Source organism: Sphingomonas sp. BL-S-28 (assembly GCF_055521515.1).
In genome coordinates this window covers 367,292-381,648 of record NZ_CM145483.1, presented here as the reverse complement: position 1 = coordinate 381,648, position 14,357 = coordinate 367,292, and the positions used below count along the sequence as shown (strand labels likewise).

The window sequence follows — 14,357 nt, the reverse complement described above, 5'->3', positions numbered from 1 at the left end:
CAAACCTACTCGCAAACCTGAGGCTAAATTTTTGTCTAATATTTGCCTAATATACGATGGCGAATGCGAGCAAACAAGGACGCACAAACTCTCAACAAATGGCGGATTTCTGCGGACTATTACGAACAAAAGGGGGATATTTTACCTGCTCTCTCACGGCTGAAACACGGGTTCGATTCCCGTAGGGGTCACCAGTCTTTTCAAGCACTTAGCTTGGCAAACTTTGCAAAAAAATCGCGCGATCTAATATGGGTCTAGTATCCGACAGCGGATTACCCTGACCTATGGCGAACACGCCGAATGGTTGGCCCATCTTTTTTCCACAGAAAAATCCGATCAAACAGGGCGACTTGCGAGAAACGGAGTCATGTTCAGCCGCTTGAACTACCGACGATTATGGCTGCTGGGCAGCACCGCAGGACGTTTCCGGTCGCCGAGGTTCCGGTTTGCTCAACTCCCGGGCGACCAAGCGGCGCAATCTCCTTTTCAGCGAAACTTCTAGCTGAGGATCGATGCCAGCAACTCCGCCAGACGCAGGCCCGCCTGCTTGAGCCGATAGGAAGCCAGGTAATATTCCTTCGTTTCGTAATCCGCCGGCAATGCCGTGGGAACCGCCGAACAGGCAACGCCCGTTCGGCCGCCGCAAACGGGCACCTTGTATGCATCGCTCGACGTCGGAGTTACTGGGTCGAGGAAGATGTACTTCTTTGCGAGATTGCGGCTTTCCACCGCCCAGTCGCGCGGGGTGTAGCCCGTGGGCGGGTTGAGCGTGGTGTCGGCCCACAACTCCTTGCCCAGTTGTATCGCGGTCAGGCCGTGCTTCTTGACGATGGAATAGTCCCAAACCGAATGCATGTCGGGATACTTCACCACGCCGTTCGTGGTGGTGGGAAGCAATATGCCGCCGGGAATGTCGACCTGATCCTGCGCGCCGCCGGGCTCAGTCCCGTGAAGCGGCTGGTGCAGATCGCCGACCAGATGGAGAATGAATTTCAGCGCGATCAGCCGCTCTTCATTCGAACGGCCCGTGTCCTTCAGGATCGCGGCGTATTGGGCAATCGCCTGATCCGCACAGGCCACGGCGGGCTGGTCCGCAATGCAGGCGGGATCGCTTGCCGAAGGCACTGCGGCCAGGACCGGGATCCGCACTGTATGGATCAGGTTGGGATACGATGTGCGCACATCGTCCGCCCAACCGGCCACATCTTCGTCGTACAGATTCGCGTCGCCCAGAATTTGCGCGAGCTTGGCCCAGACGGGCTTGTTATCGGTCTTCAGTTTGGCTTCGGCGACGAAGCCGACGGCAGCGTGCCCGGTTTTCGTCCAGGCATGGGCCGGGCCTGCCAGAGCGAGTGACATGCCAAGGGCGGCGCACAGCATGCTGCGGGCCCGGCCGATCATCCTGTTTTTCATCGATCTTCCTTGCATCTGATGGTGAAGAAAGCGCCTGTCGACCGGCATGATCGTCTAGGGCGTTTCGTCACCTAGATGCGGGCGTGCTGCACTTCCGCCATGTGGCCGCCGGTTAATTTTCGGAAGCCGCGTAGAGGGCTCGCCGGTCCTTGTATTGTATCCAAATTGTCATTCTCGGCAGATAGGTGCGGCAGCATGTCCTTCTCCCGCGAACGTGCTGTCTGGTTGGGAAGCCATGTCTTTCCGCACGAAGCCGCCTTGCGGCAGTGGCTGGCTGCGCGCGCGGCTTCGGCGGGGATGGAAGTCGACGATATCGTGCAGGAAAGCTATGCGATCCTGGCGTCCATCGAACGCGTGGATCACATTCGAAACCCGCGCACTTATCTGTTCGAAGTGGCCAAGTCGGTAATTCTGCAATCGCTGCGCCGCGCGAAGATCGTGACCATCGACGTGCAGGCCAATGCGGACGTCCTCGAAATTCCGGAGGACGCGCCGACGCCGGAACGCGTCGCGGCCGATCGGCAGGAGCTTTCGCAGGTCGCCGCCGCGATCGCCGCCCTGCCGGATCGTTGCCGCGAGGTATTCACCTTGCGCAAGATACAAGGCCTGAGCCAGCGCGAAGTCGCCCAAAAGCTCGATCTGGCGGAAAGCACGGTCGAAAAGCACATGGTCAAGGCACTGGCCATTCTGACGAATGCAATCGGGCGTGGCGGAAATTCCCGGAATACGCCATCTAGGTTCCGTGAACAGCAAAACGACAGCGAAGGCGACGGCCGCCCCTATGAGCGTGAGCGCGCTTGACGAGCGTGCGGCGTATTGGGCGCTTCGTGCCGAAGCCGATACGCTGAGCGCGCAGGAGCAGGAAGAACTCGACGCCTGGATCGCGGCCGATACCCGGCACGCCGGCGCCTTTGCGCGCGCCATGGCGGCCAATGCCTATTTTGAGCGGGCGGTGGCGCTGGGCGTCGATCGCGATATTCCCGATGAAGCTGGCCCGGCAGCGGGACTAGAAATCGAGCCGGAAAGCCTGCGCACGCGCAAGATCGATCGGCGGCTGTGGCTGGGCGGCGCGGCCGGCGCCATTGCCGCTTCGGTCCTGGTCGCTATCGGGCTTGAGAAATTCACCCGCGCGGAGGTGCTGAACGCCGAAAAGGGAAGCGTGCGCCGTGCCGCACTGGCCGATGGATCGGCGGTCACGCTGAATTCCGGAACACAGGTTTCGGTATCGATGCAGCCGCTGGAACGGCGCGTAAGCATGCTGGCAGGCGAAGCGAATTTCGATGTGGCCAAAGATGCCGCCCGCCCCTTCATCGTGGAGGCCGGCGCCGTGCGCATTCGCGTGGTGGGCACCAGCTTTCTGGTTCAGATCTCAGACATCGGCGATGTCGCTGTGACTGTGCGCGAAGGATTGGTGGAAGTCCGCGCAGGGGACTCGCAGCCCCATCTGCTCTCCGCAGGAGACCGCATCGCGGTTCCTGCACGCGGCCCCGTCGCGCAGGGTCAGCTTTCGCCGGGCGACGTTGATCGGGCCGGCCTGTGGCAAAGGGGCGAGATGGACCTGACCGGCCTCACCTTGGCCGATGCCGCCCGCCAATATGCCCGCTATTCCGACCGCCGCATCGTGTTCGGGGATCCCGCGCTGGGCGAATTGAAAGTAGCCGGCGTGTTCTCCACCAGCGACCCCGCGGGCTTCGCGCAAGCCGCAGCCCTCGCCCACGATCTTCGCGTCACGGTGGGCGAGGATACCGTCACTATCTCTCGCAAATAAATTTCGGCGCCGGGTGGAGGATCGCCGGGCGGCCTGCATCTAGCCCTCGAAAGCGGCAGACACGCCGCTTGTGGGGACAGCTTACCATGATTTCCAGACTTCTATCCGGCAGCGGGCTTGCCGCCGTCACCTGCGCCGTCGCCGCCTGTGCGATCGCCACGCCGGCGATGGCGCAGGACCGCCAGTTCGATGTACCGGCGCAGTCCTTGCCTGCGGCGATCGCTACGCTGGGGCGGCAGGCGCAAGTGCAGATCGTCGCCCCCGGGGAAGGGCTGGAGAAGCTGCGGAGTCGCCCGGTCAAGGGCCTCATGGACGCGCGCGCCGCGTTGCGCATGTTGATCGCCGGAACAGGCCTTGAAATCGCCGCGGACGACGGCGCGCGGATCGTCCTGCGCCGTGCGAAAATCAGCGAAGCTCAATCACCAGTTCCCAGCGATGCCGCAGCTGCGAATGACATCGTCGTGACCGGCTATCGCGCCAGCCTTGCCTCGGCACGGGAGATCAAGCGGAACTCGTCCTCCATCGTCGACGCCGTCGCGGCGGAAGATATCGGCCAGCTTCCCGACAACAGCGCGACCGAGGCGCTGGCCCGCCTGCCCGGCGTGCAGGTCTTCCGCAATCGCGGCGAAGGTCAGTCGATCACGATCCGCGGTATTTCCAGCGTGGTGACGATGATCAACGGGCAGGAGGCCTATACCGGATCGTCGCGGCGTACGCTGCTGAACAGCTATCCGGCCGGCCTCATCCGCTCGATGGAAGTCTACAAGGCGCTGACGCCCGATGTGATCGAAGGCGGCATCGGCGGCGCGGTGGACGTGCAACTGCGTCAACCGCTGGATTTCAAGAAAGGCCTGAGCGCCGCCGGCACGATCCGCGCCAGCTATGACGATCAGGCCGAAAAGTTGATGTACAACGGCGACGTGCTGCTGGCCGGCAATTGGGACACCGGCGCGGGCGAGCTCGGCGTGCTGCTCAACGCATCCTACACCCGGCGCGACTACTACGAATCCTACCGCGAGAACCTGCAGCCGCAGACCAATGCGGCGGGAAATATCCTGCCCACCGGCATCCTGGCGAAGAACCCAAAGGGGCATTACCAGCGCCCGGTCCTGACCGGGGAAATCCAGTGGCGCCCGGCCTACAACTTCGGCGTGCACTTGCGAGCAACCAATGTCACGGACGACAACACGTACACCGATACCGATTTCCAGACGAACATCGCCGTCACCACCCCGCTCAGCAATGTGGAGCTGGTGGACGGTACCAAGATCGTCAAGAGCGCGACCTTCACGGCACCTGCCACCTCCGGACCGCGCTCCAACCATACGCGGCAAGTGCTCGATACCACACAAGTCGAACTGGGCGCGGACTTCACCTCGGGCATTGCCACGCTGACCTCCAGCGCCGTCTACACCACATCGCGGATCAATACCGATCAACAGTTGTTCCTGCTGGCCTTCAACAAGGCCCCGGTGATCGACGCGGTGTTCCAGAGCGACAGCAAGTGGGGCGGCCTTGCCTATGCCTACCCCTCGGTCGACATCACCGACATCAACCAGTTCCACGTCCGCGCCTATTCGGACACGCGGGAGCGGCAGAAGGGCAAGGGTCTGCAGTGGCGCGGTGATCTGGAGCTGGACACCGGCTCCGGCTTTTTCCGATCGCTCAAGTTCGGCTATCGCTACGCCAGCCGCACCGCGAAGTACCGGTCGGGCACCGGGCTGGTGGACCTGAATTCCCTGAATCTGCCGATGTCCTCGTTTCCCGGCGGTGACACGCCTGTCGTGCTTGCCCGCCGTCCGACTGCGGACGACGCCGCCATTCCCTCCGGCTGGGTGGGCTACGATGCCAGCTATCTGAACAGCGAAGCCAATGTGATCGCGCTCAACGAATATATCCGCACCTTGAAGGGGATGAGCGGCTACTTCACCGACAATGGCCGCCCGGCCTACGATCCCGAAAGCTCGTTCGACGGCAAGGAATCGAGCTTCGCCGCCTATGGCCAGTTCAAGTACGGCTTCAAAGTGGCCGGCATTCCGGTCGACGGCGTGGCCGGCGTGCGCGCGGTGAATACCTGGCTTTCGATCGACGGCACCCAGCGGATCAAGGAAAACACCCCGACCACCGGCGGTACCATCACCCGCTACGACCCGATCCACGGCCGCCAGAACTACATCGACGTAGACCCCGCGATCAGCGCCATCGTCCACTTCACACCGCAGCTTCAGCTGCGCGGGGCCTGGACCAAGACGTTCAGCCGCCCGGACTTCGCCAACCTCAATCCCACCGTCTATCTGGTGCAAGTCCAGGCCGCATCGGGCAGCTATACCGGCGTGGCGACGGCGGGCAATCCGGACCTGAAGCCGGTGCACTCCACCAACTGGGATCTGTCGCTGGAATACTACCTCGGGCGGACCGGATCGATCACGCTTGCCGGTTTCTACCGCGACGTCAAAGGCTACATCGTCAAGACGACGCTGGAGGACGACACCATTCCCGGTGCGCTCGGCACCGTGGATGTCACCAAGTACGTCAACGCGGGTGACGGCTACATCAAGGGCATCGAAGTCGGCGCCAGCACCTTCTTCGACTTTGCGCCCGGCGTGCTTCGCCACTTCGGCGCATCGGCCAACTACACCTATATCCAGTCCGAGCAGAGCCTGCCCGCAACCGCCGCCAGCACCGCATTCAAGGGCCAGACGCCCGGCATTTCCAAGAACAGCTACAACACCAGCCTGTTCTATGACGACGGCAAGTTTCGCGCGAAAGTGGCATGGTCCTGGCGCAGCGATTTCACGCTCAGCTACAACGCCACCGACCCCAGCAAGAACCTGAACTGGTATCCGATCTCGCGCCTGGATGCGTCTGCGACCTATAACTTCAGCCGCAACCTCTCGCTCACCGTGGACGGCACCAACCTGCTGAACCGGCCGCAGCGTGCCTATTGGGGGACCAAGGCCTTTACCGACCGCGTCTATTTCGAAGGGCGGGTCTATTCGGCCGCCCTGCGGTTCAAGTTCTGAAGGGGGCGGCACAATGAAGCCTCTTTTCACCGCAGCGCTGCTGTGCGGCACCGTGGCATTTTCGGCGGCATTCTCGGCCACGGCAAATGGCGAATCCGCAGCACAGTCGACGACGCGTGAATGGGCCGGTGCATGGGGATACGCCACCTCCCCCGCCACCGGATCGGTCAAGGCGGAAAACCCGGCCGGAACCTATCGCTACCGCATGCGCGTCAGCCAGTCGGGCGATGCCGTCAGGCTGACGCTGACCAATCCCGACGGCGCGCGCATGCTGCAGATTGCCGGGATCACGCTGGCCCGCGCGGCCGACAAGGACGGCTTTGCGCAGGACACGCAGACCCTGCGACCGGTTGCGCTGACCAGCCCATCCCTGCCCGCCGGGCAGACGGCGGACACGCAGCCGGTCAGCCTTCCGGTAAAGGCGGGCGAAGACCTGATCGTCGAAATCGCCACCGCCGCGCCGAGCACCACCGTCGCCGGCAATGCCGGCTTTCCGGCTGCGTTTGCCGCAGCAACCGGGGATGCGGGCGGCAGCGCGTACGAACCAGCGAAGATCCGCCCGCTGGTGACCCAGATCGCCGTGCGCAACCCCGCCGCCCCCTGCACTATCGTCACGCTGGGCGATTCCATCACCGAAGGCGCGCGGGGAACCCGGCCCGATTGGCGCGGGTGGCCGGGCGTGCTGGCGCGGCGGCTGATGGAACAGCGCCCGAAAAGCCACTGCGGCGTCGTCAACATGGGGATCAGCGGCAATCGCCTGCTGCGCGATGGGCGGGGAACCGCCGCCATCGACCGTTTCGACCGCGATGTCGCCTCCGTGCCCGGCGTCTCTCACCTGATCGTTCTGGAAGGCGTGAACGACATCTGGCGCGCCTCGCTTCCCGGCGAACCCGCGCTCACCGCAGAGGACCTGATCGCCGGCTATCGCCGACTGATCGCCGCTGCCCATGCCCGCGGCATCCGGATCATCGGCGGAACGATCACGCCCGGGTTCGGCTGGAAAGCGTTCACGCCCGCCATGGAAGACATCCGGCAAAGGACCAATGCCTGGATCCGCTCCAGCGGCGAATTCGATGCCGTGATCGACTTCGAAGCCGCCCTGCGCGACACCGCCTCCCCGCCGGTAATCAAGCGCGTCTTCGATTCCGGCGACCATCTGCATCCGGGCAATGCCGGCTACGAGGCGATGGGCCGGGCCATTCCGCTCTCGCTGTTCCAGCCTGCGCATTGAAGAGAGCCGGTATGCCGAAAAATGTCCGTCTCCACATGACGTGTCAGTTACTGGCCGCTTGCCTTGCATCAATGCCGTCAGCGGCATTCGCCTGGGGCCAACAAGCCCACGAGGCGATAGACCGTGCCGCGATCGAAGCCCTGCCGGCGGATGGCCCCATCTTTCTCAAGGCTCAAATTGATTACATTGCCGGATCCGCGACGTTGCCCGACAAGTGGCGGGCGGCGAGCGAGCCATTTGCAAAGATCGAAGAGGATCCGAACCACGGCTGGTTCAAAGAGCAATTTGCATTCATGAACCCCATCCCGCGTTCGCGTTATGCCTTCGTCCTCGCGCTCTATCGCGAACGGCTGCGGATCAAGGACAGCGACCCCGAGGGCGCCGCGAGAATGAATGTACGTTGGACGGGAACGCTGCCTTATGCCGTGATGGAACAGTACGAAAACCTGGTTGCGCAGATGCGGCTTCTCAGGGAAGCGCGGGGCAAGGGCGAGATAGAACAAGCCAGGTTTCTGGAGCAGAGCTGCGCCTTTACCGTCGTTCGTCTAGGGCATTACGTTGGCGATGGCTCTCAGCCGTTGCACGTGTCCGTCAACAGCGACGGTTGGCGGGGTCCGGATCCGCAGGGATATACCCGCGCAGGTGCCATCCACAGTCAGTTCGAATCTCGATACGTCGCCAGCATCGGGTTGACCGCCGCCGACGTCTCGAGCCGAATGCAGCCGATTGCGCATCAAAACGGCGACCTCTTCCCTCAGATACTCGCTTTTCTGGAAACGAGCGGCCGGCACATGGAGGATGTCTATCGGCTCGAAAAGCGCGGTGCGCTCAGTTCCTCCAATGACGCCGAGGCGCGAAATCTCGTCTTGGACCGGACTGGCGCCGGTGCGGCTCTACTGCGCGACCTGATCGTCCGGGCCTGGCGTCAGTCCGCTGCGGAGCCCACGGGAATTCCGAACCCCCTGGATCCATCGAATCCCGACTATGATCCGGATACGGGCTCTGCGCCTGCCGTCCTTAATTCCGATAAACAGTGAGAGCGATTAGCCAGATCGGCCAACGAGATCGCTCTACTTTTCTGCCATCGTTGATGCGTTTTAACGGTAAAACGGACGATCGAATTTCCGAGCTATAAAGTCGCCCCCGGATTGGCCATCTTCGGGCGCTAGCTGCTATATCCCCTGCCCTGCCCTGCCCTGCCCTGCCCTCCCTGCCCTCCCTGCCCTCCCTGCCCTCCCTGCCCTCCCTGCTCTCCGATCCGGAACCGCCGACAGAGCAGCATCTCCGACGCGGCCATTCGTTCACCGAGACCAGCCCGGGTGAACAGCTAGCAATGGGGCCTTCGCGACTGTCGGTTTCGGAGCGCCTGGCTCAAGAATCCAGACACTCCTAGCGTTCAGCTTGCTCAGAATCCCTTGGCAGCAATCGCCCTCAATTCAGACATACGGCGACCACTCCTGTGATCCCGAAAGCCGGCCGTCCGCCTCGCTGGATGGCGTCCATGCGAATGGCGCAAATGGCGGTTGCCTGGCCGGTTCTAACGGCACGGCTTGCGGGATGGGAGATGATACCCGCGTTTATCGCATCGTCGCGCTCGAGTGGATTGAAGATCGCTTCCTAGTGGGCGGAGCTTGGAAAAGCAGGCCCTTCCGCTTCTGACGGATCACCAAAGACCCAATCGGCGAAAATCTGGCGCAAGTTTCGGCCGCTCGCAGCTTCCATCGCGCGTTCAAGGTCAATGCTAGTGACGACACCCCCAGCATGGGCGCGGGTGAAGCGGCTTAGCCCGGACCAGAAAGCCGCATCCCCCAGCGTGGCGCGTAGATGGTCCATGAACAGGGCACCCTTGCTATATTGGATGGCGCGGCGCGTTCCAAGCGTGGGATAATGACCGCCCCATGCAAGTGGCTTGTCATAGCCCTTGGCCCTCACCTTATCCAGTCGCCCCCTAGCGATGTCGAGTTCGGACTCATAAGCAGAGTGGCCGTAACGATGTTCCTTCCAGGCGGCTGTCAAGAACGTCGTGATCCCCTCGTTCAGCCAAAAATCCTTGAGGCTCGCACTGGTGACGAGATTGCCCCACCATTGATGCGCAAGCTCATGGATGATCACCCAATCCTGATCAGGGAGGTCACTACTTGCCGGCAACTCGTCCATCCCGATTACGGAATAAGTCGCAGCCTCTTGCGCTTCGTCACCCTTGATCAAGAGCTGGCGGTATTCGGCAACGGGAAGCGGTACACCTGCCTTTTCCGAAAGGAAGCGAACCATTTCAGGCGTTGGAGCAAACCGCTGCTCTAATTCGTTCACATCGGCCACGTCACTGAGATAAATGAGCTTGGCCGATCCGACCTGTTTGCTGACGCTGGCGAACTGCCCGACGGCGAACCCATAGAGATAGGCCGAATATGGCCGGGCCGCCTTCCACCTTTGGATCTCACTGCCGTCTGGCCCCGCCCGTTTCGACACCAGCCGACCGATCGAGATCGTGTCCATTCCCGCCGGCACGCGAAGCGCAAGCGAGAATGCCGCCTTGTCTCCAAAATCGTTTTGGCGACAGATCATCCAGTCACAGGCAAAATAGCTTGTGTAAAGGGACGTTGCCGATCGTGAGAAGCCGCGCGCAGGGCGTCCATGATAGGCGAGTTCAAGTGTCATCGAGCGCCCGCGCGCAATCGGTGTGGGCAGGTCGAACGTGAGACTGTCCCCCTTCAAGGCTGGGGAGACGGGCACGCCATTGAGCGTCGCGCTGTCGATGGTGAGCGCATTCGCCGAAAAACTGAGCTGCCGTAACCCCTCGTCGATCGCACGGAAGCGGATCGTTTCGCGGGCAGCAACCGTCTCGTTCTGCATATCTGGCGTAAGCGCCAGATCGTAGCTTTCAACGTCGAAGCCCGCGCCGCGTGTCGGATCAGCAAAGGCGGGGTTCGCGAGCAAGGCTGATCCAGCGTTTCCGATTCCAAACAGGAGCGTGGAAGCAACAAGCCGAAAACGCGGCAACTGAAATCTCCTGCTTCGGTGGGCGTACGATAGCGTAGCGTGGAGCAGACCCGCAGCAATGGGCGATCGAGAAAAACGTGAAGAGGCCGGCTATTGCTTGCCTGTTGCTTGTTAGGAAGCGGACGCGCGGCGAGCTATCAATTCATATGGCAGAGCATGTTTCTTTCCGTTTCGATTGGGACGACGTCGCCAAGGCGGAAGAAACTTCGGTACCAAAGACGAACCCGGCCATGCCTTCCAGTGACAAGGCATGACCGGGTTGGCATCACGCAGTGATAGCTCCGCTATCGACATTCACGACTTCGACACGGCCGTTCATGAAAATCGGCTGGGCAAGATTGAAGAAGTTCGGAGACGTCTTCATCACCGCCTCATGGATGTCGCGGAACTGTTCGACGCTGCCGTTGCCGCCGATGCGCACGGTATAGTCCAGCTGGCGGTAACCGGGCGGGACACCGTCATCGAGCCCCAGGAAACCCCGCAGATCGAGTTGGCCTGTCGTCTCGATCTCCAGCCGTTCCAGTTCGACCCCGCGCACTGCGGCCTGCGCGACATAGCCCACGGTCATGCAGGCATTGAGAGCCGACATCAGCAGTTCCTGTGGGTTTGGCGCGCTGTTCGTTCCCAGAAGTTCTTCGGGTTCGTCCGCCACGACCTTGAAGCGCCTTTCGATCCTCTCGCCAGCCAGCTCAAAGGCCTCGACAACAGACTCGCTGCGCGTCCGCCCTGACCAATGCGTGGTGACGCGGAAGCGGACGCGGGCGGTGGCCGGATCGGACTGGATGGCGGCGACGACTTCGGACAGGGCCGCAAGATCGATCCCGTTGACGATATTCGATACTGCATGTTCCATGGTGATTTCCTTTCTTAACGATTGAATGGTCAGGCGTAGGCGGGGGCGATGGCGTCCAGCCGAACAATGAAATCGGGCGAGAGCCAGGCAAGCGTCTGGCGGAAGCGGGGGTGGGCCATGCCCGAGCCCAGAAAAGTCCAGCGCGATGCCTGATGCTGCTGCTTCACCAGCCGCTCTCTTGCGTCCGGTCCCAGCGTGCCGATCCGGCTCTCCAGCACGGTGACGTTCATGGTCGCCTGCTGGGCCAGCCCGCCGTCCAGAAAGTCCACGATGGCGAGGTAGCCGCGAAATCCAGCCTCGATATCCGTGGCATCAAGGCCTTCGACCAGTGCCTCCACCATCAGGGTGTCTATCCGTGCGTGCTGCGCTTCCTCCATCCAGTGATGGCGCAACAGGCTCTTGAAGCGCGCTTCGATCTGGCGATCGCCGCGCACGGATTCTAGGTAATGGGCCTGTGTCATCCATTCGATATGAAGAATGGCCAAGGCGACCGAGAGCGGAGCGTGCGCCATGACGGCGCGCCCGATGGCCTCCGCCGGGCCGATCACCGGGCACCGTTCGCCGAAACCGCGTGAAAAGGTATCGGCGAAGCGGCGGAAGAGGTGAATGTGCTTGGCCTCCTCTCCTGCGAATTGCAGAAGCGCGCGCACGCGCAGGTCGTCGCCGTTCAACAGCGGCCGGGCGTGATCGAGCACGAAGGGCAGGATGAACTCCTCGACCAGCCCGAACAGGGCCAGGTATTCGTGCGCCCTGATCTGGTTGAGGAGCAGGCGATCGCGGTCCGGAAGGCCGGAGCCACCCGTTCGCGCCAGAGCTTCCGGCAGGAACGGGCGGGTGAAATCCAGTTCGGCATCGCCTGGCAGCACATCATCGAGCTGCCAGGCGGCCTTCTGCGACGATGCGAGCACAGCGCCGTAGGAAAAGGGTGCGTACATGGGCGTTTTCTCCGCTGAGGACGATATTGCCGTCAGGCCAGCGTGAAGGCGCCCGCCAGGGGGCCGACGGCGGTGCTGACGGCGAAGCTGGAGGTCAGCGCAGCCAGCAGGCTGAGCGCGGCGCAGCGGGCGAATGCTTGAAGGGCAGTGTTCATGGAATGGGCCTTTCGCTTTAATCCCTGGCCCCTGATTGGGCCGGTAGGAATGTTGTGCGGGGAGGCTGTGAGAGTCGGCGTGGGAAGCGGCGTGGAAATTGGCGTTTGAAGCCCGATCTGCTAATTTACCACGCGCGGATGGCTGCTGGGGGGCAGCAAGGAAGGGTGGATGAAGGTGCGGATTGCCCTTGATCTTGTCGGTCCCATGGCGCTGCGTCACGAGGGTGAAGGCGTTTCACTCCCTTCCTCTCGCAAGACGCGGGCGCTTCTCGCCTATCTGGCCGCCACCGACCGCCCGGCACGGCGGGAGCACTTGTGCGGCCTGTTGTGGGACCTGCCGGACGATCCCAGGGGCGCGTTGCGCTGGAGCCTTTCCAAGATCCGCCCCCTGGTTGATGAGGCGGGTCGCGCCCGGCTGGTCGCCGAGGGGGAGACCGTCTCGCTCGATTGTTCGGACATCAGCGTGGACTGGCGCAAGCTGCGCGAGGTTGCCGGCGGCGATGTGCGCAAGGTCAATTCCGAAATCCTCGAAGCCGCCATCGCGCCGGAAGGAGAGTTTCTGGAAGGCGCAGAATTGCGGGCCTGCGATACCTTCCACGGCTGGCTGGTGGCGATGCGGGAGGATACGCGCCGCTGGCAGTTGACCATCCTGCGTGAACTGGTTGGTCGATTTGCCGAACAGGAGGAGAGGCGCGAACAGGCCCTTGCACTGGCGCGGCGTTGGTCGGTGCTCGATCCCTACGATGCGATCGCGCGCACCACGATGATCGACCTTCTGCGGTCAAGTGGGCGGGTGCAGGAGGCGGAGCAACAACGCGGCGCAGCCATTCGCGCGCTAGACGCGGCCGAATTGCGTGTGCCGGGCCAGTTGCGCGCGAAAATCGGGCCGACTGGCGGCAGCACCCCGGCAGACGTCGAGGTCGTTGTCGAGCAGGCCCTGCACCAGCAAGTGCGCTTCTGCACGGCAAGGGACGGAACCGGGCTGGCCTATTCGAGCGTCGGCAGCGGTCCGCCGCTTGTGAAGACCGCGAATTGGCTCAACCATCTAGAACACGATTTCGACAGCCCCGTCTGGCAGCACTGGATACGCAATCTGGCCCAGTACCGGACCCTGTTCCGCTATGACGAGCGGGGCAATGGGCTGTCGGACTGGAACGTTCGCGACATCGGGTTCGAGGCTTTCGTCGACGATCTTTCCAGCGTCGTCGATGCCGCCGGGTTGGAGACCTTCGATCTGTTCGGCGTCTCGCAAGGGTGCAGCGTGGCGATTGCCTATGCCGTGCGCAATCCGGACAGGGTGCGCAAGCTGGTGCTTTACGGCGGTTATGCACTTGGCTGGGAACTGCGAGACACGCCGGACGAAGTCGCGATGCGCCGGGCGATGGTCACGCTGACGGGCACAGGTTGGGGCAGAAACAATCCTGCGTTCCGGCAGATGTTCACCTCCCTGTTCTTTCCCGACATGCCGCCTCAGGCGGCGGACTGGTTCAATGAGCTCCAGAAGGTTTCGGCGTCGCCTGAAAACGCGGTGCGGCTTCAAGAGGCCTTCGGGAAAATAGATGTGCGAGACTTGGTGCCTCAGGTCATGACGCCTACTCTGGTACTTCATGCGGACAAAGATGCGGTTATTCCGTTCTCATCGGGCAGAGGGCTGGCCGCCACCATTCCCAATTCGCAGTTCGTCCAGCTCGACAGCCTCAATCACCTGGTGCTTGAGGAAGAGCCCGCCTGGCCGCGAGCCGCTGGCGCGATCCGGACGTTCCTGGAAGCGGACAGCCAATTCAAGTCGTAATGCGATGGTCGACAGCTACCGCCCCCATTGCTGCCGTCCAGAGCACCTGATCAGGTCACCAAAAGCGGCCATTGCGTGAGACGACAGATATCACGCAGGACAAAACCTCAGCGCCGATATCTGCCGTTGTGAGGAGCCCATGCCCATCAACATTCCGGATCCCAAAGCAGGGCTACGCGAGGAACAG

General features: G+C 62.4%; 11 protein-coding genes and 1 tRNA gene. 7 read left to right on the top strand and 5 right to left on the bottom strand.

Annotated elements, in window-relative coordinates; genetic code table 11:
* The first annotated feature begins 114 nt into the window (after positions 1-114).
* Positions 115-194 (top strand) — tRNA-Ser (locus ACZ1JC_RS01715).
* Between the two features lie 304 nt (positions 195-498).
* Here ACZ1JC_RS01715 and ACZ1JC_RS01710 read toward each other — a convergent pair.
* The gene (locus ACZ1JC_RS01710; protein WP_465139633.1) at positions 499-1,413 is read right to left on the bottom strand and encodes a S1/P1 nuclease; all 915 of its coding nucleotides are present in this window, start codon (positions 1,411-1,413) and stop codon (positions 499-501) included.
* 165 nt (positions 1,414-1,578) lie between these two features.
* On the opposite strand from ACZ1JC_RS01710, the gene ACZ1JC_RS01705 reads away from it, so the two are divergent.
* From ACZ1JC_RS01705 to ACZ1JC_RS01685, 5 genes are all read left to right on the top strand, one after another.
* Positions 1,579-2,214 (top strand): RNA polymerase sigma factor, encoded by a 636-nt coding sequence (locus ACZ1JC_RS01705; protein ID WP_465139634.1) that lies wholly within the window; start codon positions 1,579-1,581, stop codon positions 2,212-2,214.
* On the top strand, positions 2,195-3,181 hold the full coding sequence (locus ACZ1JC_RS01700; RefSeq protein WP_465139635.1) for a FecR family protein: 987 nt from the start codon (positions 2,195-2,197) through the stop codon (positions 3,179-3,181). Before ACZ1JC_RS01705 ends, ACZ1JC_RS01700 begins: the two co-directional genes overlap by 20 nt.
* An 86-nt stretch (positions 3,182-3,267) precedes the next feature.
* The gene (locus tag ACZ1JC_RS01695) at positions 3,268-6,204 is read left to right on the top strand and encodes a TonB-dependent receptor (protein WP_465139636.1); all 2,937 of its coding nucleotides are present in this window, start codon (positions 3,268-3,270) and stop codon (positions 6,202-6,204) included.
* Between the two features lie 13 nt (positions 6,205-6,217).
* Positions 6,218-7,435 carry an SGNH/GDSL hydrolase family protein gene (locus tag ACZ1JC_RS01690; RefSeq protein WP_465139637.1) on the top strand — a complete coding sequence of 406 codons (1,218 nt, stop codon included), beginning with the start codon at positions 6,218-6,220 and terminating at the stop codon, positions 7,433-7,435.
* Positions 7,436-7,446: 11 nt separating this feature from the next.
* Positions 7,447-8,472 (top strand): phospholipase C/P1 nuclease family protein, encoded by a 1,026-nt coding sequence (locus ACZ1JC_RS01685; RefSeq protein ID WP_465139638.1) that lies wholly within the window; start codon positions 7,447-7,449, stop codon positions 8,470-8,472.
* A gap of 580 nt (positions 8,473-9,052) precedes the next feature.
* Here ACZ1JC_RS01685 and ACZ1JC_RS01680 read toward each other — a convergent pair.
* The 4 genes from ACZ1JC_RS01680 to ACZ1JC_RS01665 form a co-directional block, all read right to left on the bottom strand.
* Complete coding sequence (locus tag ACZ1JC_RS01680; protein WP_465139639.1) at positions 9,053-10,435, bottom strand: M1 family aminopeptidase; 1,383 nt, start codon at positions 10,433-10,435, stop codon at positions 9,053-9,055.
* 265 nt (positions 10,436-10,700) lie between these two features.
* The gene (locus tag ACZ1JC_RS01675) at positions 10,701-11,288 is read right to left on the bottom strand and encodes an OsmC family protein (protein ID WP_465139640.1); all 588 of its coding nucleotides are present in this window, start codon (positions 11,286-11,288) and stop codon (positions 10,701-10,703) included.
* A 29-nt stretch (positions 11,289-11,317) separates the two neighbouring features.
* Positions 11,318-12,223 carry a hypothetical protein gene (locus tag ACZ1JC_RS01670; protein WP_465139641.1) on the bottom strand — a complete coding sequence of 302 codons (906 nt, stop codon included), beginning with the start codon at positions 12,221-12,223 and terminating at the stop codon, positions 11,318-11,320.
* 32 nt (positions 12,224-12,255) lie between these two features.
* Positions 12,256-12,378, bottom strand: coding sequence for a hypothetical protein (locus ACZ1JC_RS01665; RefSeq protein ID WP_465139642.1), 123 nt, complete (start codon positions 12,376-12,378; stop codon positions 12,256-12,258).
* Positions 12,379-12,547: 169 nt separating this feature from the next.
* On the opposite strand from ACZ1JC_RS01665, the gene ACZ1JC_RS01660 reads away from it, so the two are divergent.
* Positions 12,548-14,170, top strand: a complete 1,623-nt coding sequence (locus ACZ1JC_RS01660; protein ID WP_465139643.1) for a bifunctional AfsR/SARP family transcriptional regulator/alpha/beta hydrolase — start codon at positions 12,548-12,550, stop codon at positions 14,168-14,170.
* Positions 14,171-14,357 lie beyond the last annotated feature (187 nt).